Here is a 21,369-nt window from a genome sequence, read left to right on the forward strand (position 1 = left end):
CCCACTCCCCCCCCCCCCCGCCCGCGCCGTGTTTAGTGTTGGCTTACCACCCCGGGTGGGGGGGCCCCCCGGGGTTGGGGGGGCCCCCCCCGGCTCGTTCTCGCGGGCTGGTAGGTCATTACCGAACGCTGACGTTGTTGGCGACCGGGCGAGATGATCGCGCACACTGGGCCGATGAGCACCACGTCACGGCGGTACGCCGCGTTGGCCGGAATCACCGCCGCCGCCGTCGCGATCGGGATCGCCGAACCGGTCGCGGTGTTGACCGGTCCCCGGTCGGCGCCCCTGGTCGCGGTCGGCGGGGTGATCGTCGACGCCGTCCCCGAGTCGCTGAAGCAACTAGCCATCGACCTCTTCGGCACCGCCGACAAGATCGCGCTGCTGGTCGGCACTGCCGTGTTGCTGGCAGGCTTCGCCGCGCTCTTCGGCGTACTGGCGGTCCGCCGACTGGCACTCGGCCTGGCCGGTATTGCCGCGTTCGGCGCCATCGGCGTGGCCGCCGCGCTGACCCGCTCCGGCGCTGACCTCGCCGACGCGCTGCCGTCCCTGGTCGGCGCCGGTCTCGGTGCCCTGGTGCTCTGGCTGTTCATCGGCGGACCGTTCGAGCTGGACCCCTGGTCCTGGTCACCACCCACGCCGCCCGCCGACCCGGTGTCGTCCGCTGGCCCGGGGTCGTCGGTTGGTCCGGGGTCGCCGGGTGAGTCGGTGCCGGTGTCTCCGGCGGGGCCGGTGCCGGTGACTCCGGCCGGGCCGACGGCGGCTGTCGAACCGGTCGGGCCTGCCGAAGTGGACCCGGAGTCGCGGCGGCGGTTCCTCACCGGCAGCGGGGTGCTGCTGGGCACGGCCGTGGTGGCCGGCCTCGGTGGGCGGTGGCTGGCGGGACGGCGCGGTGTGTCCGCAGCCCGCGACGCGATCCGCCTGCCCGCGCCGGTCGCCGCCGCACCGGCCGTACCGGCGGGCGCGGACCTCTCACTGGCGCAGCTCGCGCCGTACGTCACCCCGAACTTCGGGTTCTACCGGATCGACACAGCGCTGGTGGTGCCCCAGGTCGACCCGGACACCTGGCGGCTGCGGATCCACGGACGGGTCGGCCGGGAACGCACCTACAGCTACGCGGATCTGCTGGCCCGACCGCTGGTCGAGCGGTACGTCACGCTGGCCTGCGTCTCCAACGAGGTGGGCGGGGACCTGATCGGCAATGCCCTGTGGCTCGGCGTACCCCTGCGGGAACTGCTGGACGAGGTCGAGCCGGACGACGACGCCGACCAGGTCGTCGGCCGGTCGGTCGACGGCTGGACCTGCGGCACCCCCACCGCCGCGCTGCGCGACGGACGGGACGCGCTGCTGGCCGTCGGGATGAATGGCGAGCCGCTGCCGGTCGAGCACGGCTTCCCGGTCCGAGTGGTGGTGCCGGGCCTCTACGGCTACGTGTCGGCCTGCAAATGGGTGACCGAACTGGAGCTGACCCGGTTCGCCGACTTCGACGCGTACTGGGTGCCGCGCGGCTGGTCGCCCCAGGGGCCGATCAAGACCCAGTCCCGGATCGACACGCCCAGAGGACGTAACCGGCTGACAGCCGGCCCGGTGACCGTCGCCGGGGTGGCCTGGGCGCAACACCGGGGCATCCGCCGAGTCGAGGTACGCGTCGACGACGGCCCGTGGCAGGAAGCCGCGCTGGCCCCGACCGTGTCGGTGGACACCTGGGTGCAGTGGTCCTGGCGCTGGGACGCCACACCGGGCGAGCACCGGCTTCAGGTCCGCGCGACGGACGCGACAGGTGAGACCCAAACCGAACGTACGCAGGACGTCGTCCCGGACGGGGCCACCGGCTGGCACACGATCACTGTCACCGTCCGCTGATCCACGCCATGACGTCGCCACCCGGGCGGTGTCCGTGACCTGCTCTGCGGGTCGGCGGGCCGGCTGGTTGACCGGTGGTACCCCAGAACCCGGTCCGCAGATCTTGGACACTTTCCGTTAGGGCCGGACGGAAAATGTCCAAGATCTGCGCACTCAGAGCCAAGAAACGCCGCTGGCCGGCGCCCCGGGTTGCGGGGTGCCGGCCAGTGGTCGGTGTGGTGCTGTGGTGCTCAGGTGCGCGGGTTTCCGCAGTGCTGTCAGCTGTTCCAGTGCTGGGCGACGAGGTCGGTGGCCTGCTGCTCCCACTGGGCGTAGGCGTCCGGGTAGGCCGACACCTGCACCGTCTGCGCGGCGTCGGTCAGCGGCATGTCCTGCCACCCGTCAACCTGCTTCAGACCCTTCAAGAACGCGGTCGTCGAGTACTCAGGGTCGGTGATCTGCTCCGGAGTACCCCAACCCGAACTCGGGCGCTGCTGGAACAGACCCAGCGAGTCATGGTCGTTCCGGTCACCCAGGTGACCCAGGTTCTCCAACTTCGACTCCTGCAGGCTCGTCGCGATCGAGATGACCGCGGCCCGCTCCGGCAGACCGGCCTTCTTGGTGGCCGCGATGATCGCCTTCACATTCGCCGTCTGCTCGTCGTTGAGGGTGATGCGGGACTGCTCGCCCTGCGGCTTCGGCGCCGCCGACTGCACGGCCACCGCAACCGCCTTGGCATCCACGGCCGGGGTAGCGGCGTGGGCGGCGATCGGGCCGGCGAACACACCACCGGCGAACGCGAGACCAGCAACAGACAGCATGCTCTTACGGAAGATCGTGTTCATGGGGGTAGCTCCTTCGGGGGTAGAACACCCACACCGCCAAAGAGGGGGACGGCGGTGATGGGTGTGAGCACCTCGTCCGGCGCTGCACTAAGGGGAAAAGTCTTGGGGGGTGACACCCGGTCGGGCGTCGGGGTCGGCGACCTGGCGAGCGGGGAGCTCGTGGCGCCGGGTCCCTGTGTAACGACCGGGGGGCCGGGGCCATTCCGGGGTCGGCCCATCCATCAGCACCCTCGTCGTGGCGGTGCCCGGTGGTCGTTCGTGGGGACTGTAACGACCCGGTGGAGGCTGGCATTCCGGCCTGTGCGACCAGCCCATGGGTGCGGCGGCCGGTCGGTGGTGCTGCGATCGTCAGGGTGTGTAACGACCCCGGCCCGGCCATGATTCCGGCCCACGAGTGCGCCCGATCACCGGACAAAGGTCGCGTACCTCGCAGCAGCCTAAGCCCTGTACCCGCCTGAATGCCCCCAGAACGGACAAACCTCCCAGGCCGTTTAATCTGCCTGCCCCTCGGACCGGCCACTTGGCATGATCCACTCGGGTTCTTTGAAGTCGGGGGGTGTCCGGGCCGACGGGATGCCCCGACATCAAGGAAGCCGTGTTGATCAAGGCATTGGCGGCGGCGGGGGCCTTGGTGGTGGGGGAACCGCATGAACGACAAGAAACCGCGCCCCCAGGGTGAGGGCGCGGTTTCGTGGATGTTGGAGACGCGTCGGGTCAGGCGACGTTGCGTTGAGCCGGGACGGTCGACTTGTGCGGGCGGCCCAGTCGGGCCTCCAGCCGTGCGACGTCGACCCGGGCGTGCCGGCGGTCTGCCAGGTCCTCCCAGCCGACGGCGAGCAGCCGCAGGCGCTCCGACTCGCTGAAGCCGCCCCACACGCCGTAAGGCTCCCGTACCGACAGGGCATGGGCGGCGCACTCGGCGCGAACCGGGCAGGCGCGGCAGACCGACTTGGCAGCGGACTCGCGACGCAGCCGGGAAGAACCACGCTCACCGTCGGGGTGGAAGAACTGGGCGCTGTCGCGCCCTCGGCAGGCACCGAGTCGCTGCCAGTCCCAGAGATCGACGATGGGTCCGGGCAGTCTACGTACGTTCGACATCAGCACCCCTCCTCCCGCGCGGCTCCGCGAGAATCCTTATGGCCGGCATCCGGGCGGCGGGCCGCGCAGGCGCACCGTTCCCGGCCTGGATCTCCCGGTACCCGGGCTGTCGTCAACTCACACGTCTGTGATCGAAAACGTCCAGGAAATTGCGGCTTTTGCCCCATCTGTCGGAAAAGTTCGAAGGATTGCCGGGAACCCCCTCCCCAGCCGACCGCGTCATGGTCTGCTCGTTGGCGGAGAGGAGACCACAGTGCGTACCGTTCTTGTGTGCGTTCGGACACCACTCGCGGCCCAGCACCTTACTTCTGCTGCCGCGCGGCTGGGGTTGTCCGCGATCGTTCGTACCGCCGTCTCTGATCCCGAGGTGATGCTGCGGCTGGCCGAGCGACCGGCCGACGTGGTCCTGGCCGACACGGCCCTGACCCGGCCGGACAGCGCCGGCTTCGTCCGCCGGGTGTTGGCACGTGCGCCGCAGGCGGCGGTGCTGCTGCTCGGCACCGAGGAGTCCGAGGCCGCGGCGGCCACCATCAGCGCCGGCGCCCGGGGGCTCATCCAGAATGTCGACCATGACCTGACCAGCGCGGTGGCCAAGGCGCTCCTGCTGCTCACGGCGCCTGGCCGAGCCTCCCGGCAGCGGATCACCGATCCGGCCCGCGACGCGGCGGCGGTGGGTGGTTCCGGCCGTTCCGGGCCGTCGCCGCGCGGTTCCGGTGAGCCCGGCTGGGCGGCCGCAGCCGCCGACGGGCCGGCCGGGGTGGCGTCGGTGCCGGTGCAGCGGGGCGACGACGAGGCGGAGGCGGGGACCGGCGAGTCGCCGGCGCAGACCGACCCGGGCCGTCCCGCCCCGAACGCCCGGCCCAGTCGGGCGTCGATCGGCCTCACCGAGCGTGAGCTTCAGGTGCTCCTCGGCATGGCCGAGGGCAAGAGCAACGCGGAGATCGGCCGGGAGCTGTTCGTCTCGGAGGACACCGTCAAGACGCACGCCCGCCGGTTGTTCCGCAAGCTTGGCGCCCGGGACCGAGCCCACGCGGTGGCGGCGGGCTTCCGCGCCGGTCTGGTCGCCTGACATACGCACGCCGCGTGGCTGCAGGGCACCGGGCGCGACTGCAGGGCACGCTGCGCTACTGCAAGCGCCCGGGGCGCGCGGCAGCCGGGGCACGCCGCGCGGCAGCGGGGCACGCCGCGCGGCAGCGGGGGTACCCGCCGCCCGGCGGCGTTACTTGGTGGCGGTCGGGGCGCCCGGCTCGTCCTCGGTGCCCTCGGACAGGGTGTCGTGCACCCCGTCCGCGTACCCCCGGGCGTAGTCCCAGGTCACGTAGTGGTCCGGGTCCGGGTCGTAGGCGGGCTCGTGCACCCGGGGTCGGCCCGAGTTGAGCAGGTGCCGCAGGTTGCCGCGGAGCAGGTCCCAGTCGAAGTAGTGCGGCTCGCGACAGTCCTCGCATTCGATCACCAGCCCGCGAACCCCGATCGGGGCCAGCAGAGCCTGGTAGATCTCCAGGTCAGCGAGGTCTTCCAGCACATCCTGCCGCTCGACGTCGGTCAGCGGATCCGGCGTCGCGTCATCGCCCGGGTCATCCAGACCCGCGGTCGGATCGGCCGGGTCGCCATTGAACGGGTCGATGGGCTCGTCGTGCACCCCCTCACCGTAGACCCAACGCGGCGCGAACGTCCGCCCCCCGGCCTCCGCGCCGGCCCGGCCTGCCACGGACGGGTCGCCCAGCTCACTGGGTACGATGAGGCGACGTGCCGGCATCGTGGCGCGCTCCGGTGCCCGCCCGCGCCACCTCGCTGAAGCCCATCCGAGCAGCTCAGGGGAGCAATCGTGGAAAATTCGCCCAGCACCGATCTTCCGGCCGGCGTCGAGCACGCCGACCTGGGCGGCCACCTGCCCGAGCTGCCGGCCGGCTCCGCCCGGGTGGTTCCGCTCGGCCTCACCTTCGACGACGTGCTGCTCCAGCCGGGCGAGTCGGACGTGGTGCCCAGCCGGGTCAACACCCGGACGAAGCTCACCCGCAACATCGAGTTGTCCATTCCGCTGCTGTCCAGCGCGATGGACACGGTGACCGAGGCCCGGATGGCGATCGCCATGGCCCGCCAGGGTGGCATCGGTGTGTTGCACCGCAACCTCTCCCTGGAGGACCAGGCCCTCCAGGTCGACCTGGTGAAGCGCTCCGAGTCCGGCATGATCACCAACCCGGTGACCGCCAGCCCGGACGACACGCTGCGCGAGGTCGACGAGCTGTGCGGCCGTTACCGCATCTCCGGCGTTCCGGTGGTGGACGGCGACGGCCAGCTGGTCGGCATCGTCACCAACCGGGACATGCGTTTCGTCTCCGAGCCGAACACTCCGGTTCGGGAGATCATGACCCACACCCCGCTGGTCACCGCGCGGGTCGGGGTGAGCAAGGACGACGCCCTGGCGTTGCTGCGTCAGCACAAGGTCGAGAAGCTGCCGATCGTCGACGAGTCGGGCCGGCTGCGTGGCCTGATCACCGTGAAGGACTTCACCAAGAGCGAGCAGTACCCGGACGCCAGCAAGGACGACGCCGGCCGGCTGCGTGTCGCCGCCGCCATCGGTGTGGGCGAGGACGCGTACAAGCGGGCCCGTGCCCTGGTCGACGCGGGCGTCGACGTGCTGATCGTGGACACCGCGCACGGTCACCAGCGGGCCGTGCTGGACATGGTCCGCCGGCTCAAGGCCGACGTGGCGGTCGACATCATGGGCGGCAACGTGGCCACGTACGCCGGCGCGAAGGCGCTCGTCGACGCCGGCGCCGACGGCGTCAAGGTGGGCGTGGGGCCGGGCGCGATCTGCACCACGCGGATCGTCGCCGGGGTCGGCGTGCCGCAGGTGACCGCGATCATGGAGGCGGCCCGGGCCGCCCGCCCGGCCGGCGTGCCGGTGATCGGCGACGGTGGCATCCAATACTCCGGCGACATCGCCAAGGCCCTGGTGGCCGGCGCCGACACGGTGATGCTCGGCAGCCTGCTGGCCGGTTGCGAGGAGAGCCCCGGCGAGCTGATCTTCGTCAACGGCAAGCAGTTCAAGACGTACCGCGGGATGGGGTCGCTCGGCGCGATGCAGTCCCGGGGTCAGGCCAAGTCGTACAGCAAGGACCGTTACTTCCAGCAGGACGTGCTCAGCGACGACAAGCTGGTCCCCGAGGGCGTGGAGGGTCAGGTGCCCTACCGGGGGCCGCTGTCCCGGGTCGCCCACCAGTTGGTCGGCGGGCTGCGGCTGGCCATGGGGTACGCCGGTGCGGAGAACATCCCCGATCTGCACCGCCGGGGCCAGCTCATCCGGATCACCGCGGCTGGTCTGAAGGAGAGCCACCCGCACGACATCCAGATGACCGTCGAGGCGCCCAACTACCACACCCGCTGACCCAACACCCCCAACCACCTGGAGTCCCCCATGCGTGACGTGGTCGAGATCGGGCTGGGCAAGACCGCGCAGCGCGGCTACCACCTGGACGACATCGCCATCGTGCCGAGCCGCCGTACCCGCGACGTCGACGACGTCTCGACGTCGTGGCAGCTCGACGCGTACCCGTTCGGCATTCCGTGCGTCGGCCACCCCTCCGACGCCACCATGAGCCCGGCCTCGGCGGTGCGGCTCGGTCAGCTCGGCGGCCTCGGCGTGCTCAACGTCGAGGGGCTCTGGACCCGCTACGAGAACCCGACCAAGGTGCTGGACGAGCTGGCCGGCCTCGACGAGGAGGCCCGCGCCACCAAGCGGCTCCAGGAGGTGTACGCCGAGCCGATCCGCCCGGACCTGATCGCGGAGCGGGTCCGCGAGCTGCGCGCCGGTGGCAGCACGGTGGCGGTGCGGGTCTCCCCGCAGCACACCCTCGCGCTGGCGCCGGTGATCCTGGACGCCGGGGTGGACATCCTGGTCATCCAGGGCACCATCGTCTCGGCCGAGCACGTGTCGACCACCGATGAGCCGCTGAACCTCAAGGAGTTCATCGCCGACCTCGACCTGCCGGTGATCGTCGGTGGCTGCACCGACTACAAGACGGCGCTGCACCTGATGCGTACCGGCGCGGCCGGCGTGATCGTGGGTATCGGTGGCGACGAGTGGTCGACCACCGAGTCGGTGCTGGGCATCCGGGTGCCGATGGCCACCGCGATCGCCGACGCCGCGGCGGCCCGCCGTGACTACCTGGACGAGACCGGCGGCCGGTACGTGCACCTGATCGCCGACGGTGACATCCAGACCTCGGGCGACATCGCCAAGGCGCTCGGCTGCGGCGCGGACGCGGTGATGCTCGGTGAGCCGCTGTCGCTCTGCGACGAGGCCCCCGCCGGTGGTGCCTGGTGGCACTCGGCGGCGAGCCACCCGTCGCTGCCCCGGGGTGCCTTCGAGGTCTCCGGTGAGCCGCTCGGGTCGATGGAGCAGCTGCTCTTCGGGCCGGCGGACGAGGCCGACGGCCAGCTCAACCTGTTCGGTGGGCTGCGTCGGGCGATGGCCAAGTGCGGTTACCGCGACCTGAAGGAGTTCCAGAAGGTCGGTCTGGTCCTCGACCGCTGACCGATCCGTCAGACGCCGGAAGGCCGGCCCCGCCTGGTGCGGGGCCGGCCTTCGTCGCGTTCAGCGCGGAGTCACTTCTCCACGTAGATGGTCAGGTCGGACATGTTGCGGTAGCTGGTCGCCGCGAAGTCGAGCGATTGGCCCTTGTTGTCCACGCCGCCGGGGGCGGTGTCCATCTCCCAGTTGGCGTGGTGGAAGTTGCGTTCGCCGATGGTCTGGAAGAACTGCTGGAAGTTGAGGTCGCCGTCGCCCAGCGGGGTCATCTGGTACCCGTTGGGCACGCTGGTGTCCCGGTCGCCGTCCTTGGCGTGGAAGAGCGGGAACCGGGTGGTCCGGTCGGCCACGGTGAGGATCGGGTCGAACAGGTCGGTCACCTCCTGGCCGGCCGGGTTGACGTACTTCTGGTGCTTGTAACGGGCCACGTAGGCCCAGTAGATGTCCAGCTCGAAGAAGACGTACCGCGGGTCGGTGATCTCGAAGAAGTACTCCAGCCGGCGGATGCCGGAGGACCGGGTCTGCCGGCCCTGCGCGTCGCGCGGGCCCCGGTCGATGAGGAAGTTGTACGCGGCGTCGTGGTTGTGCGTGTAGAGCCGCATGCCCCGGGCCTTGGCCTGCCGGCCCAGCTCGTTCCAGATGTCCGCGGCGGCGTCCCACTCGGCCTTGTACGCGCTGCTGGTCGGGTCGCTGCCGGTGCCGATGTTCTTCATGCCGAGTTCCTCGGCGATGTCCAGCTGTTGCTGGAAGGTGGCCGGCTGGATCGAGGCGTGGGTGCCGTTGGCCACCAGGCCGTTGTCGTCGAGGATCTTGCGGATCTCGGCGGGGGTGATCTGCCGGCCCAGGATCTCGGTGCTCTGGGTGTAGCCGGCGAACTCGATTTCCTTGTAACCGATCTCGGCGAGTCGGGCGAGGACGCGCTCGAAGCCGTACGGCACCCCGCTGTCGTCGGGTGCGGCGGTGATCCGGTCGCGGACGCTGTAGAGGATGATGCCGCGGTTCCTGGCCGGGATCAGCGGCTCCACCCGCAGCTTGCTCGCGTTGCCGGGGTTGGCGAGCGCGGGGGTGCCGGTGGCGAGGACGGGTAGCCCGGCCGCGCCGATCGCGGCGGCGGCGCCGGCGGAGGCGGCGAGCAGGGATCGGCGGCTGAGCCGGCCGGTGGGGGTGGCGTCGGGGGCGGTGTGGTCTGGCATGGTTCCACCTTTCGCGACGGTGGTCGGAGACAGACACTAACGTCGGTCTAAGTCGAAAGAAAGGTTCGATCGACGGCAGCTTTTGTTCGATTCGACGAAAGTCACTGATGATCGTCGATACCGGCCGCTCGGCCCGCGATGCTGACTACGCTCGTCCTGACCGGAACGCCGCGAAAGGCCGGAACGCCGCAGGAGGGGTGCGCGTGGTCCTGATCAGACGGAGACTGAGCGTCGCCGCCGCGCTGACCTGCGCGATCGGGCTGGCCGCCGCCGGTTGTACCGGCGATGACCGCGACGGCTTCCGGCCCGGCGCGGCCGACGTCGGCGACCCGTACGTGCCGGGGCACGGCAACGGCGGCTACGACGTCGGGCACTACGGCCTCGACGTCCGCTACGACCCGTCGACCGACCGGCTGACCGGTCGAGCCGTCATCACGGCCACCGCCACCCAGGACCTGTCCCGGTTCAACCTGGACCTGGTCGGCCTGGAGGTTCGCGCGGTCAGCGTGGGTGACGCGGCGGCCGAGCACAGACGCGGCGACGGCGAGTTGGTGGTGACCCCCAGCGACGGACTGCCGCGCGGCCGGCAGTTCACAGTGACCGTCGAGTACGCGGGCGTCCCCACGGCCGTCGACGACGGGGCGTTGGGCAGCGGCGGCTTCCTGCACACCGCCGACGGCGCGGTGGCGCTCGGCCAACCCGAGTCGGCCGCCACCTGGTTCCCGGTCAACGACCACCCGTCGGACAAGGCCACCTACGACCTGGCGGTGACCGTCCCGGACGGCCTGGCCGCGCTGAGCAACGGCGTTCCCGGGCCGAAGAGCAGCGCCGACGGCTGGACCACCTGGCGCTGGTCGGAGCGCGCCCCGATGGCCAGCTACCTGAGCACGCTCGTGATCGGTGACTACCGGGTGGTGACCGGCACGCACGCCGGCCGGCCGATGGTCACGGCGGTGGCCGCGAGCCTGCCGGCGACCGGCGGCGCGGCCACCTCGCTGGCCCGCACCGGCGCGATCGTCGACTTCCTGGCCAGCCGCTTCGGCCCGTACCCGTTCGACTCGTACGGGGGCATCGTGATCGCCGACGACCGGATCGGCTACGCGCTGGAGACCCAGTCCCGGCCGGTGTACGGGCCCGGCTTCTTCGCTGACGACCGGCCGAACCCGAGCGTCGTCGCGCACGAACTGGCGCACCAGTGGTTCGGCGACAGCGTGTCGCTGACCAGGTGGAGCGACATGTGGCTCAACGAGGGCTTCGCCAGCTACGCCGAGTGGTTGTGGGAGGAGCACGACGGCGGCCGGACCGCCCAGCGCAACTTCGAGATCCAGTACGCGGCGACCGACTGGACGCAGCCGTCGGTCGAGCCGGGCCGGGAGCAGATGTTCGGCACCGCCGTCTACAAGCGCGGGGCGCTCGCCGTGCACGCGTTGCGCCGGACCGTCGGTGACGACCTCTTCTTCCGCATCCTGCGTACCTGGACCAGCGAGCGGGCGGCGGGCAACGCGACCACCGCGGACCTCGTCGCGCTGGCCGAGCGGGTCGCCGGGCGGCAACTGCGTCCGCTCTTCGACGCCTGGTTGGTGGGTGGGTCGGCCCCCACACTGCCGTGACCCGGCCCCGCTGCCCGGTCGATATGCTGCCGCCTGCGAACGGCGGGTGGGTGCCCGTTCGCGCGGGACGGCGGAGGCCGTGACCGGCCACCGTGCGGAAAGGGTGTGGGATGCGGGGGACGCGGCACAGACTGCGAGTGGCTGCCGGCCTGCTGGTGACCGGTGCGCTCGCACTGTCCGGATGCGACTCGGCGGGGCCGGAGACGGCCCTACCACCGAGCGCGTCCCCCACGCCGGCGCGGACGTTCACAGCGGGCGCCGACGGGGTCGGCGACGCCTACTTCCCGACCTACGGCAACGGCGGCTACGACGTCGGGCGGTACACGGTGAAGGTGCGCTACGACCCGGCCAAGGACCAGTTGACGGGTACGACCACAGTGCGGGCCACCGCGACCGCTGACCTGTCGACGTTCAACCTCGACCTGGCCGGCCTGACCGTCGGCGCGGTCACCGTGGACGGCGCACCGGCGATCCACAGCCGCAAGCGGAACGAGCTGGTGATCAAGCCGGCTTCCGGTCTGATCAACGGCAACGGGTTCGTCGCCGAGGTCACCTACGCCGGCAAGCCGAAGCCGCTGAAGAACGAGGCGCTCGGTGACGGCGGTTTCCTGCACACCGCCGACGGTGCCATCGCGCTGGGTCAGCCCGAGTCGGCCAGCACCTGGTTCCCGGTCAACGACCACCCGTCGGACAAGGCTGCCTACGACTTCGAGGTCACCGTTCCGGACGGCCTGACCGCGATCAGCAACGGCGTTCCCGGCGGGAAGACCAGCACGGGCGGTTGGACCACCTGGAAGTGGTCGGAGAAGTCGCCGATGGCCAGCTATCTGAGCACGCTGGTGATCGGCAAGTTCCGGATCACCACCGGCGAGCACAAGGGCCGTCCGGTCTACAACGCGGTCACCACCACCGAGGCCAAGGGCAACGCGGACGCGTCGATCGCGCAGACCGTCGCTGTGGCCGACTACCTGGAGAGTGTGTTCGGGCCGTACCCGTTCGACGCGTACGGCGGGGTGGTGATCTCCGACAGCCGGATCTCCTACGCCCTGGAGACGCAGAGCCGACCGGTCTACGCGGCGAGCTTCTTCCGGCAGGGCGAGAACACCGAGGTCGTCGCCCACGAGCTGGCCCACCAGTGGTTCGGCGACAGCGTCGCGTTGGCCAAGTGGGAGGACATCTGGCTCAACGAGGGCTTCGCGACGTACGCGGAGTGGCTCTGGGCCGAGCACACCAGGGCGTACACCGCCAAGGAGGCGTTCGACAGTCGGTACGCCAGCATGTCCGCGCAGGTGTGGCAGACACCGCCGGGCAAGCCGGGCGTGGAGAAGCTGTTCAGCGAGTCGGTCTACCAGCGCGGCGGGATGACCCTGCACGCCCTGCGGGTGGCCGTCGGCGACAAGGCGTTCTTCGAGATCGTCAAGACCTGGGCGGCGGAGAAGCGCGACGGCACCGCCACCACTGCCGAGTTCGTGGCAGTGGCCGAGCGGATCTCCGGCAAGCAGCTCGACGCGATCTTCGACGCCTGGCTCTACGGCACCAGGAAGCCGGCCCTGCCGAAGCGGCTCTGAGCGGCGGTCAGTTCTTGACGACCAGTTTGGGGTTGGCGGCCAGGTAGGCGTCGGCGCGTCCGGCGCGGAGTTCGGTGAGGAACTTCCGGCCCTCGCTGGTCAGCTGTTCACCCCGGTAGGCGGTGCCCTTGCCGACGCCGGAACCGGGTAGCCCGACCAGCGTGAAACGGTTCTCCGGCAGGCCACTGAGGGCGTACGCGATGTCCACGATCCGGCGCCCGCCCACGTAGACCAGCGTGTCGCCCAGCGCGGAGACCACCTGGTCGACGCGCTCCGGTTGCCGGGCCAGGCCCTCGTCCAGGATCTTGCGGGTCATCGCCCGGATCAGCTGCTGCTGGTGACGCTGCCGGGCGTAGTCACCGCCGGTGATGTAGCGCTGCCGCGCGTAGTCGATCGCCTGCCAGCCGTTGAGGTGCCGGTCGCCCTTCTCGTAGACCTGCTGCGGCCCCTTGTAGCCGCCCGGCGCGCTCTCCCGGTGCTTGCCGTCCGGTCGGCGGTGCAGCGACTCGACCCGCTGGTCGACGTAGATGTCCACCCCACCCAGGGCGTCGACCAGCCGGTCGAACCCGTTGAAGGTGAGCACCGCGCCGGCGTCGATGCGCAGCCCGGTGTAACCGCTGACAGTGCTGCGCAGCAGCTCGTACCCCTGGGCGGTGCTGGGTTGTTTGGGTTTGCCCGGCACCCGGCTGCCGAAGCTCATCGCGTGCGTGAGTTTGGTCTTGCCGCCCTTGTAGCCGGCCTTCGGGAACGCCGGGATGTCCACCAGCAGGTCGCGGGGGAGCGAGAAGAGGTACGCCCGATCCAACCCCTTGGGTACGTGCAGCACCAGCACGGCGTCCGAGTGCGGCTCCCACCCGGGCACGCTGACCCGGGTGTCCACACCGACCAGCAGCAGGTTGAGCGGGCCGGTGATGTCCGCGCCCGGCGGTGGGCCGCTGGGGCTCGGCGTCGGCGTGCCGATGGGCGTCGGGGTCGGTGAGCCGGCCACCGGAGCGCCGCCCGGCTTGTTGTCGCCGGTCAGTCGGGTGATCACCACAGTGCCGGCCGCGATCAGCGCGACGACGGCCAGGGCCGCCAACCCCAGCAGCAGCCACCGTCGGCGCGGCGCCATCGACCCGAGAACCATGTTGGATTCCTTCCACCCGTCTGGTGAACAACGCTCCGACGGGTGCTCCGGGTTGCGGCCGGAAGACGCCGGGTCGGTCGGCCGGAGCATGATCGCGCGAAAAGTGCCGCTGGCGCGAGCGCTACTCGCGAGTAATGATGCGTCCATGCGGTACGACGTGGTCGTCATCGGGTCCGGCTTCGGTGGCAGCGTCACCGCGCTCCGACTGGCCGAGAAGGGCTACTCGGTAGCGGTGCTGGAAGCCGGCCGCCGCTTCGCCGACGACGAGTTCCCGCAGACGTCCTGGCGGGTCCGCCGGTTCCTCTGGGCACCGAAGCTGGGCTGCTACGGCATCCAACGGCTCACCCTGCTCCGCCCGGCCGACAGGCGATCCGGCGGCGGGGTGCTGGTGCTCTCCGGCGCCGGGGTGGGCGGCGGTTCGCTGGTCTACGCGAACACCCTCTACGAACCGCTGCCGGCCTTCTACAGCGACCCCCAGTGGCGGGACATCACCGACTGGCGCGACGAGTTGGCCCACCACTACGACCAGGCGAAACGAATGCTCGGCGTCACCACGTACCCGGTGCACACCGGCGCGGACCGCGCCATGCGCGCGGTGGCCGAGCGGATGGGGGTGGGGCACACCTTCCACGCCACCCCGGTGGGCGTGCACATCGGCCGGCCCGGCCAGCGGGTCGCCGACCCGTACTTCGGCGGTGCCGGCCCGGAACGCACCGGCTGCCTGCACTGCGGCTCGTGCATGACCGGCTGCCGGCACGGTGCGAAGAACACTCTGGTGAAGAACTACCTCTGGCTCGCCGAACGGCTCGGGGTCACGGTCCGTCAGTTGACCACTGTGACCGCCGTCCGGCCCGCCGACGGCGGCGGGTACGAGGTGCACACCGAACGCACCGGCGCCTGGCTGCGCAAGACTCGGCAGGTCATCCACGCCGACCAGGTGGTCTTCGCCGCCGGGGCGCTCGGCACCCAGCGGTTGCTGCACGGGATGCGGACCGACGGTGCGCTGGCCGGGCTCTCGCCCCGTCTCGGCGAGCTGACCCGGACCAACTCGGAGGCGATCCTCGGCGCCTCGGTGCCACGGCAACGGGCCCGGTCCGAGCGGTTGGACTACACCGAGGGGGTGGCCATCACCAGTTCGTTCCACCCCGACCCGCAGACACACATCGAGCCGGTCCGCTACGGGCGGGGCTCCAACGCGATGGGGCTGCTCCAGTCGCTGCTGGTCGACGGCGGCCCGCACCGGGTACGCCGCTGGCTGGGCAGCATCGTGCGGCAGCCCCGGTTGGCGGCGCGGATGCTGTCGGTACGCGGCTGGTCGGAACGGACGGTGATCGCCCTGGTCATGCAGTCCGTGGACAACTCGCTGACCACCCGGTGGCGGAGTGGCCCGCTCGGCAGCAGGTTGGTCACCGGCCCGGGCCACGGCACGCCCAGCCCCACCTGGATCCCGGCCGGCAACACCGCCGCCCGAATGCTCGCCGACGAGATCGGCGGCACCCCCGGCGGCTCACTCACCGAACCCTTCGACATCCCGATGACCGCGCACATCCTGGGCGGGGCGGTCATCGGCGCCACCCCGGCCGACGGGGTCATCGATCCCTGGCACCGGGTGTACGGGCACGTCGGGCTGCACGTGGTCGACGGCGCGGCGGTCTCGGCCAACCTGGGTGTGAACCCGTCCCTGACGATCACCGCGCAGGCGGAACGGGCGATGTCGTTCTGGCCCAACAAGGGCGACAAGGACCCCCGCCCGGCGCTCGGCGCCCCGTACCGCCGCCTCACACCCGTACCCCCGTGCCACCCGGCCGTCCCGGCGGACGCCCCTGGTGCGCTGCGTTCCTGAACCCTGCCGGCCGCCACGGCGAGCCGGTGCCGGCTGCGGCCGTGACTGTCGGTAGGCTTCGTGCACATGAGCCTGCCTCGCCCCGTCCTCGTGGTGGACTTCGGAGCCCAGTACGCCCAGCTCATCGCCCGCCGGGTCCGTGAGGCGAAGGTCTACTCCGAGATCGTGCCGCACTCGATGCCGATCGCCGAGATGCTGGCGAAGAACCCCGCCGCGATCATCCTCTCCGGTGGTCCGGCCAGCGTCTACGCCCCGGACGCGCCGCAGATCGACGCGGGCGTGTTCAGCGCCGACGTGCCGGTCTTCGGCATCTGCTACGGCTTCCAGGCGATGGCCCAGGCGCTCGGCGGCACTGTCACCAGGACCGGCAACCGTGAGTACGGTGGCACTCCGCTGCGCCCCCGCCTCCTCGACCCCGGTGTGCTGCTGCGTGACCTGCCGGCGGACCTGCCGGTCTGGATGAGCCACGGCGACTGCGTCACCGAGGCGCCCGAGGGCTTCACTGTGACCGCCGAGTCGGCGGGCGCGCCGGTCGCCGCCTTCGAGGACCTGGCCGGGCGCCGGGCCGGCGTGCAGTTCCACCCGGAGGTCGGGCACACAGCGCACGGCCAGGAGATGCTGACCCGCTTCCTCTACGACATCGCCGGCATCGAGCCGACCTGGACTCCCGAGAACATCATCGACGAGCAGGTCGCCCGGATCCGCGCCCAGATCGGCGACAAGGAGGTCATCTGTGGCCTCTCCGGCGGGGTGGACTCGGCGGTCGCCGCGGCGCTCGTGCACAAGGCCGTCGGTGACCAGCTCACCTGTGTCTTCGTCGATCACGGCCTGCTGCGCGCCGGCGAGGCCGAGCAGGTGGAGAAGGATTACGTCAGCGCCACCGGCATCAAGCTGAAGGTGGTCGACGCCACCGACCGGTTCCTCGGCGCGCTCGCCGGGGTGACCGACCCGGAGCAGAAGCGCAAGATCATTGGTCGGGAGTTCATCCGGGTCTTCGAGGCCGCGGCCCGCGAGATCGCCGCACACGGCGACGTCGAGTTCCTCGTCCAGGGCACCCTCTACCCCGACGTGGTGGAGTCCGGCGGCGGCACCGGCACCGCCAACATCAAGAGCCACCACAACGTCGGCGGCCTCCCGGAGGACCTGAAGTTCGCGCTGGTCGAGCCGCTGCGCACCCTGTTCAAGGACGAGGTCCGGACGCTCGGCCTCCAACTGGGCCTGCCCGAGGCGATGGTCTGGCGGCATCCGTTCCCCGGCCCCGGTCTGGCCATCCGGATCATCGGCGCGGTCGACCAGGAGCGCCTCGACCTGCTCCGCCAGGCCGACCTGATCGCCCGCGAGGAGCTGACCGCCGCCGGCCTCGACCGGGGTGTCTGGCAGTTCCCGGTGGTGCTCCTCGCCGACGTGCGCAGCGTCGGTGTGCAGGGAGACGGGCGCAGCTACGGGCACCCCGTGGTGCTGCGCCCGGTCTCCAGCGAGGACGCGATGACCGCCGACTGGTCCCGGCTGCCCTACGACGTGGTGGCCCGGATCTCCACCCGGATCACCAACGAGGTCGCCGAGGTCAACCGGGTGGTCCTGGACGTCACCAGCAAGCCGCCGGGCACCATCGAGTGGGAGTGAGCGCCGCTCAGGCCGCCGGCGGCGGGCTGGACGGGGTCGTCGGCGGGTAGGGCGGCGTGGGGGCGTACCCCTGCGGTGGCCCGCCGGGCGCGGGCCCGGCGGTGGGCGGCGGGCCGTTCTGCGGCGCGACGCCCGCGGCGTGCGGCCAGGCCGGCGCGCCGGTGGGCTCCTCCGGCATCAGAAACCACATGATCGGGTACGCGAACAGCGCGAGCCCGCCGGTGAGCAGGCCGGTGACCGCGAAGATCACCCGGACCAGTGTGGGATCGACGGCGAAGTAGCGGCCGACGCCGCTGGCGACCCCGGCGACCATGCGGTCGGTGGTGGGTCGCCGAAGCTGCTTGTACGGGGCACGGGGAGCGGTGGTCGATGTCATACCCCCACGGTCCGCGCTGGCGCCGGGCCCGCCCTCGGTGACCGCCCGGATCCTTACCCTGACCAATCCCTGACCGGGAACAGATAGTCAGGAATCCGACTCTTTTCCGTTCCGGTAACCCGGCCCGGGGAGAATTTGCTTCCGTGACCACCTTGCTCAAGCCGCTCCGCAGGATCGCGGCATACGCAGTTTGTGCTGATTCAAGCGGCCGAGTCTTGCTGGTCCGCGCATCGGAGCGCTCCGGCACCCCCGGCGCGTGGTCGCTGCCCGGCGGGGCGGTCGACCACGGCGAGGACCCGAACCACACAGTCGTTCGCGAGACCGCCGCCGAAACCGGCCTCTCCGTCGCCGTCTCCGGCCTGGCCGACGTGCTCGCCGACATGCGGGCACTCCCCGACCGTGGCATCACCATCCACACCGACCGGCTGATCTACCGGGTGGCCGTGCGTGGTGGCACCCTCGCCGACCGGGTCGGCGAGCGCCCCACCGACCTGGCCCGGTGGTACACCCTCGACGAGGCGCGCGAGCTGCCGCTGCGCTCGTTCACCGCACGCGCCCTCGGGCTGCCCGCCTCCTCGGCCGACGTGGTCCCCGACGAGGCACCCGAGTTCCCCTCCTTCTACGCCGTGCCCGGCCCCGACGGGCTGCACCGGGCCCAGCGCTTCGCCGCGTACGCGGTCTGCACCGACCCCGCCGGCCGAGTGCTGCTCACCCGCATCTCCGACGGCTACCCCGGCGCCGGCTGCTGGCACCTGCCCGGCGGCGGCACCGACTACGGCGAGCAGCCCGGCGCGGCACTCATCCGGGAGCTGATCGAGGAAACCGGCCAGGCCGGCCGCCTCGTCGAGCTGCTCGGCGTCGCCAGCCACCGCGACGCCGCCTCACTCGGCCCCGAGGGCTACCCGATCGACTGGCATGGCGTACGCGCCTTCTACCGGGTCGTCGTCGACCAGCCCAACCCACTGACCGTGGCCGACGTGGGCGGCTCCACCTGTGAGGCCCGCTGGTTCGGCCGCGAGGAGTTGGGCGCCCTCCCCACCGACCGCCTCACCGAGGTGACCGCCGAGGCAGTCCAAGCCGCCCAACTCACCTGACCCCGACCAGTCCGCGAGGGGTCAGCGCGCACCGCGCCGCCGGCCGTGCCTCGCCCCACGCTGCCTCCAGCCTGTGATCAGCGCTGGACTCGACCTGCCGTGACGCGAATGGACTCGACAATGAGGGTTGATGGGGTGAAGCGGGCCGGTCGCGAAACGGGCTGAAGGGCGCTGAACGAGGCTTGTCGGTTGTCGTCAAGGGCCGGCTACCTCGGCCCGAACGCGCCGGCTCGCCAAGCTCCGCGGGTTCCCCGTGCACCGTCTCGCGTTGATCATGAAGTTATTGTCGGAACGCGAGATGGACGGCGATAACTTGATCAACAAGTGTGGGTGCGAAGCGGGGGCGAGCAAAGGTGCAATTCACGCGTCGAGTCGGGGCCTACGGGCTCTTGCGGGACTCGGGCCGGGTCTTTGTGGTTCGGGACGGGGTGGAGGGTGAGTTTCCCGGCGTCTGGCGGTTGCCGGGCGGTGCCGTCGGGCATGCCGAGGACCCGGAGCGCGCCGTGGTCCGCGAGGTCGCCGAGCAGGCCGGGTTGACGGTCGCGGTGACGCGACTACTCGCGGTGGTCGCCGATGTGGCCACCTTTCCGGAGGACAAGGCCGCGCTGCACACCGACCGGCTGTTGTTCGAGCTCAGCACTCCCCACGGCGCACCGTCCGACGGTTCGGGGCCTGAGAGCGTGCGGCTCGGGGGCGGGTTGCCGGGCGTCGAGGCTGGACTGGTTGATCACGCTTGCTGGCTTTCGCCGGCGGAGGTGGCGCAGTTGCCGCTGACCCCGTTCACCGCCGAGGCGCTCGGCCTGCCGGTCACCCCACTGTCGCCGGCGGCGCACCGGTCGCGGGACCTGTTCCCGCAGCAGCACCCCGACCGCCGGCTGCGCTTCGGGGCGTACGGGCTGGTCAGCGACCCCGCTGGGCGGATCCTGCTCACCCAGATCGCAGCGGGCTACCCGGGGGCCGGGCTGTGGCATCTGCCCGGCGGTGGCACCGACCACGGCGAGCAGCCGGCCACCGGGTTGTTGCGGGAGTTGGTCGAGGAGGGCGGGCAGGTGGGCCGGGTCGTGGAGCTTCTCGGCGTCAACAATCTGCACAATCCGGCCGCGCTGGGCCCGGAGGGCCGACCTCTGGACTGGCACGGCGTACGGGTGATCTATCGGGTGTTGGTGGACGTACCCACCGACGCGGTGGTCACCGAGTCCGCCGGAGGGTCGACGGCGCGGGCGGGGTGGTTCACCCGGGACGAGGCGACTGACCTGCCGTTGAGCGACATCGCTGTCGTGGCAATCGGACAGAGTGGCCGATAGCACCCCGCTCGGTGAGCCGACTTGGTGACCCTCCGGTACAGTCAAAGGCGGGAATGATGGAGGAAACGGGCGATGACGCCCGGGATGGGAACAAGCGAGCGGTTCGAGCGGTTTAAGCCAGATATAAGTACCGCCGGCAGCTATCGCCAAGCCATGTTCCCCTATGCGATGGTGTACTCCGCAAAACGGCTGCCGGGCCATGCAAGGTCCGGCACGAGACAGCCGGACACCCGCCACTCGGCGGTCAGCAGATCCGGTGATGGAGGAAACGTGCCGAGAGCCCCATGGCGCCGGCGTCGTACTACTGACAGTCCGCGCCCAGCAGGGCGTCGCTGGGCGGGCCGGTTGCGCCGCAGCAGCACGTTCGCCCGCCAGGTGCTCTTGGTCCGGGTCGGTCGCCGCGACGGCGACCTGCACCCGACCGACCTGGCCCCGACCGAGCACCGGTACGCCGATCGGCAGCGCCGTCGCTACGGCCTGGACCGGCTCAGCCGGCCGACACTGGGCGTGGACCCGACACTGGGCCTGGACCGAGCCGACGCGGTCATGCCGGTCAGCCCGGCGATGCCGCCGATGACGCAGACCGACGAGGCCCACTCGATCCCACTGCTCCCCGGCGAGCGCACCATCGCGCGCCGGATGAAGTTCGGCCTGGTCAACGCCTGCACACTGGCCAGCCTGATGCTCGGCATGCTGGCCATCTTCCTGGCCATGCAGGGCGAGGTGCGCATGGCGGCGCTCTGCCTGATCGCGTGCGTCGGCTTCGACGGTCTGGACGGCGCGCTGGCCCGACGGCTCGGGGTGGCCAGCCCGTTCGGCGCGCAGATGGACTCCCTGGCCGACATGTGCTCGTTCGGTCTCGCCGCGCCGGTAGTGGTCTACGCCTCGCTCGCCGGCTCCGTCTCCACGGCGGCGGCGGCGGTGGCGTGCGCCCTGGTCGCGGCGTGTGCCGCGATTCGACTGGCCCGCTTCAACGTCTCGCCGAAGGACGGCAGGTTCTTCTGCGGGGTGCCCACCACCATGGCGGCCGCGGTGCTCGCCGTGACGGTGGCGATCGGCCTGCCGGTGCCCGGCGCCGTGCTGGTCGCCGGGGTGGCGCTGCTGGCCTTCGCGATGGTTTCGAGCTTCCCGTACGCCAAGCTGGCCCGCCTGGTGAAGTTGCCGCCGTGGCTCTGGCTGGCCCCGGTGATCGGCGCGCTTGTCGACATCCGGCTCACGTTCGCCCTGATCGTGGTGGGCTACCTGGTCAGCGGGCCGGTTCTCTGGCTGCGGCAACGTCGTACCGCTTGATCTGAGCAGACAGAAAGTACGGGGCGCCG

Annotated in this window: 17 protein-coding genes; 11 read left to right on the forward strand and 6 right to left on the reverse strand. The window is 71.2% G+C overall.

All coding sequences use genetic code 11. The annotated features are described in order from the left end of the window. Positions 1 to 174: 174 nt before the first annotated feature. Entirely contained in the window at positions 175 to 1,860 is a 1,686-nt protein-coding gene (locus tag ABZ794_RS16685; protein WP_357516145.1) for a molybdopterin-dependent oxidoreductase, read from the forward strand. A gap of 257 nt (positions 1,861 to 2,117) precedes the next feature. Here ABZ794_RS16685 and ABZ794_RS16690 read toward each other — a convergent pair whose 3' ends face one another. Together ABZ794_RS16690 and ABZ794_RS16695 are read right to left on the reverse strand one after the other, a co-directional pair. After that, positions 2,118 to 2,684, reverse strand: coding sequence for a hypothetical protein (locus tag ABZ794_RS16690; protein WP_357516147.1), 567 nt, complete (start codon positions 2,682 to 2,684; stop codon positions 2,118 to 2,120). 714 nt (positions 2,685 to 3,398) lie between these two features. Continuing rightward, the gene (locus ABZ794_RS16695) at positions 3,399 to 3,782 is read right to left on the reverse strand and encodes a WhiB family transcriptional regulator (protein WP_091406539.1); all 384 of its coding nucleotides are present in this window, start codon (positions 3,780 to 3,782) and stop codon (positions 3,399 to 3,401) included. A gap of 253 nt (positions 3,783 to 4,035) precedes the next feature. Here ABZ794_RS16695 and ABZ794_RS16700 point away from each other — a divergent pair, with 253 nt between their 5' ends. Next, positions 4,036 to 4,851 carry a response regulator transcription factor gene (locus ABZ794_RS16700; RefSeq protein WP_210783334.1) on the forward strand — a complete coding sequence of 272 codons (816 nt, stop codon included), beginning with the start codon at positions 4,036 to 4,038 and terminating at the stop codon, positions 4,849 to 4,851. Between the two features lie 150 nt (positions 4,852 to 5,001). Here ABZ794_RS16700 and ABZ794_RS16705 read toward each other — a convergent pair whose 3' ends face one another. Next, the gene (locus ABZ794_RS16705) at positions 5,002 to 5,421 is read right to left on the reverse strand and encodes a DUF5319 domain-containing protein (RefSeq protein WP_030337860.1); all 420 of its coding nucleotides are present in this window, start codon (positions 5,419 to 5,421) and stop codon (positions 5,002 to 5,004) included. A 186-nt stretch (positions 5,422 to 5,607) separates the two neighbouring features. On the opposite strand from ABZ794_RS16705, the gene guaB reads away from it, so the two are divergent. Both guaB and ABZ794_RS16715 read left to right on the forward strand, forming a co-directional pair. Then, positions 5,608 to 7,170 (forward strand): IMP dehydrogenase, encoded by a 1,563-nt coding sequence (gene guaB, locus ABZ794_RS16710; protein WP_210783336.1) that lies wholly within the window; start codon positions 5,608 to 5,610, stop codon positions 7,168 to 7,170. A 30-nt stretch (positions 7,171 to 7,200) separates the two neighbouring features. After that, positions 7,201 to 8,319 (forward strand): GuaB3 family IMP dehydrogenase-related protein, encoded by a 1,119-nt coding sequence (locus tag ABZ794_RS16715; protein WP_112589254.1) that lies wholly within the window; start codon positions 7,201 to 7,203, stop codon positions 8,317 to 8,319. A gap of 71 nt (positions 8,320 to 8,390) precedes the next feature. On the opposite strand, the gene ABZ794_RS16720 is transcribed toward ABZ794_RS16715, so the two are convergent. Further along, entirely contained in the window at positions 8,391 to 9,506 is a 1,116-nt protein-coding gene (locus ABZ794_RS16720) for a sugar phosphate isomerase/epimerase (protein ID WP_210783338.1), read from the reverse strand. Positions 9,507 to 9,718: 212 nt separating this feature from the next. Between ABZ794_RS16720 and ABZ794_RS16725 the strand changes: the two genes are divergently transcribed. Both ABZ794_RS16725 and ABZ794_RS16730 read left to right on the forward strand, forming a co-directional pair. Then, on the forward strand, positions 9,719 to 11,116 hold the full coding sequence (locus ABZ794_RS16725) for a M1 family metallopeptidase (protein ID WP_238689866.1): 1,398 nt from the start codon (positions 9,719 to 9,721) through the stop codon (positions 11,114 to 11,116). 110 nt (positions 11,117 to 11,226) lie between these two features. After that, positions 11,227 to 12,684: a M1 family metallopeptidase gene (locus ABZ794_RS16730; protein ID WP_357516150.1), complete on the forward strand. Its 1,458-nt coding sequence runs from the start codon at positions 11,227 to 11,229 to the stop codon at positions 12,682 to 12,684. A gap of 7 nt (positions 12,685 to 12,691) precedes the next feature. On the opposite strand, the gene ABZ794_RS16735 is transcribed toward ABZ794_RS16730, so the two are convergent. Continuing rightward, positions 12,692 to 13,810, reverse strand: a complete 1,119-nt coding sequence (locus tag ABZ794_RS16735; protein ID WP_210783344.1) for an LCP family protein — start codon at positions 13,808 to 13,810, stop codon at positions 12,692 to 12,694. A 145-nt stretch (positions 13,811 to 13,955) separates the two neighbouring features. Here ABZ794_RS16735 and ABZ794_RS16740 point away from each other — a divergent pair, with 145 nt between their 5' ends. Then, the gene (locus ABZ794_RS16740; protein WP_357516152.1) at positions 13,956 to 15,653 is read left to right on the forward strand and encodes a GMC family oxidoreductase; all 1,698 of its coding nucleotides are present in this window, start codon (positions 13,956 to 13,958) and stop codon (positions 15,651 to 15,653) included. Between the two features lie 66 nt (positions 15,654 to 15,719). After that, on the forward strand, positions 15,720 to 17,276 hold the full coding sequence (gene guaA, locus ABZ794_RS16745) for a glutamine-hydrolyzing GMP synthase (RefSeq protein WP_124856346.1): 1,557 nt from the start codon (positions 15,720 to 15,722) through the stop codon (positions 17,274 to 17,276). Positions 17,277 to 17,283: 7 nt separating this feature from the next. Here guaA and ABZ794_RS16750 read toward each other — a convergent pair whose 3' ends face one another. Next, positions 17,284 to 17,652 carry a PspC domain-containing protein gene (locus tag ABZ794_RS16750; protein ID WP_210783348.1) on the reverse strand — a complete coding sequence of 123 codons (369 nt, stop codon included), beginning with the start codon at positions 17,650 to 17,652 and terminating at the stop codon, positions 17,284 to 17,286. A gap of 143 nt (positions 17,653 to 17,795) precedes the next feature. On the opposite strand from ABZ794_RS16750, the gene ABZ794_RS16755 reads away from it, so the two are divergent. The 3 genes from ABZ794_RS16755 (at position 17,796) to ABZ794_RS16765 (ending at position 21,340) form a co-directional block, all read left to right on the forward strand. After that, positions 17,796 to 18,746, forward strand: coding sequence for an NUDIX domain-containing protein (locus tag ABZ794_RS16755; RefSeq protein ID WP_210783350.1), 951 nt, complete (start codon positions 17,796 to 17,798; stop codon positions 18,744 to 18,746). Positions 18,747 to 19,099: 353 nt separating this feature from the next. Continuing rightward, entirely contained in the window at positions 19,100 to 20,050 is a 951-nt protein-coding gene (locus ABZ794_RS16760) for an NUDIX domain-containing protein (RefSeq protein ID WP_357516155.1), read from the forward strand. Between the two features lie 345 nt (positions 20,051 to 20,395). Next, on the forward strand, positions 20,396 to 21,340 hold the full coding sequence (locus ABZ794_RS16765) for a CDP-alcohol phosphatidyltransferase family protein (protein WP_210783354.1): 945 nt from the start codon (positions 20,396 to 20,398) through the stop codon (positions 21,338 to 21,340). Positions 21,341 to 21,369: the final 29 nt, after the last annotated feature.

It is taken from the genome of Micromonospora sp. NPDC047187, assembly GCF_040643355.1.
Classification (GTDB): Bacteria; Actinomycetota; Actinomycetes; order Mycobacteriales; family Micromonosporaceae; genus Micromonospora; species Micromonospora salmantinae.

What these genes read in the sequence shown, in the direction of transcription:
- ABZ794_RS16685 (WP_357516145.1), top strand. Translation starts at nt 175, where the DNA reads ATGAGCACCACGTCACGGCGGTACGCCGCGTTGGCCGGAATCACCGCC.
- ABZ794_RS16690 (WP_357516147.1), bottom strand. Translation starts at nt 2,684, where the DNA reads ATGAACACGATCTTCCGTAAGAGCATGCTGTCTGTTGCTGGTCTCGCG.
- ABZ794_RS16695 (WP_091406539.1), bottom strand. Translation starts at nt 3,782, where the DNA reads ATGTCGAACGTACGTAGACTGCCCGGACCCATCGTCGATCTCTGGGAC.
- ABZ794_RS16715 (WP_112589254.1), top strand. Translation starts at nt 7,201, where the DNA reads ATGCGTGACGTGGTCGAGATCGGGCTGGGCAAGACCGCGCAGCGCGGC.
- ABZ794_RS16720 (WP_210783338.1), bottom strand. Translation starts at nt 9,506, where the DNA reads ATGCCAGACCACACCGCCCCCGACGCCACCCCCACCGGCCGGCTCAGC.
- ABZ794_RS16730 (WP_357516150.1), top strand. Translation starts at nt 11,227, where the DNA reads ATGCGGGGGACGCGGCACAGACTGCGAGTGGCTGCCGGCCTGCTGGTG.
- ABZ794_RS16735 (WP_210783344.1), bottom strand. Translation starts at nt 13,810, where the DNA reads ATGGTTCTCGGGTCGATGGCGCCGCGCCGACGGTGGCTGCTGCTGGGG.
- ABZ794_RS16740 (WP_357516152.1), top strand. Translation starts at nt 13,956, where the DNA reads ATGCGGTACGACGTGGTCGTCATCGGGTCCGGCTTCGGTGGCAGCGTC.
- guaA (WP_124856346.1), top strand. Translation starts at nt 15,720, where the DNA reads ATGAGCCTGCCTCGCCCCGTCCTCGTGGTGGACTTCGGAGCCCAGTAC.
- ABZ794_RS16750 (WP_210783348.1), bottom strand. Translation starts at nt 17,652, where the DNA reads ATGACATCGACCACCGCTCCCCGTGCCCCGTACAAGCAGCTTCGGCGA.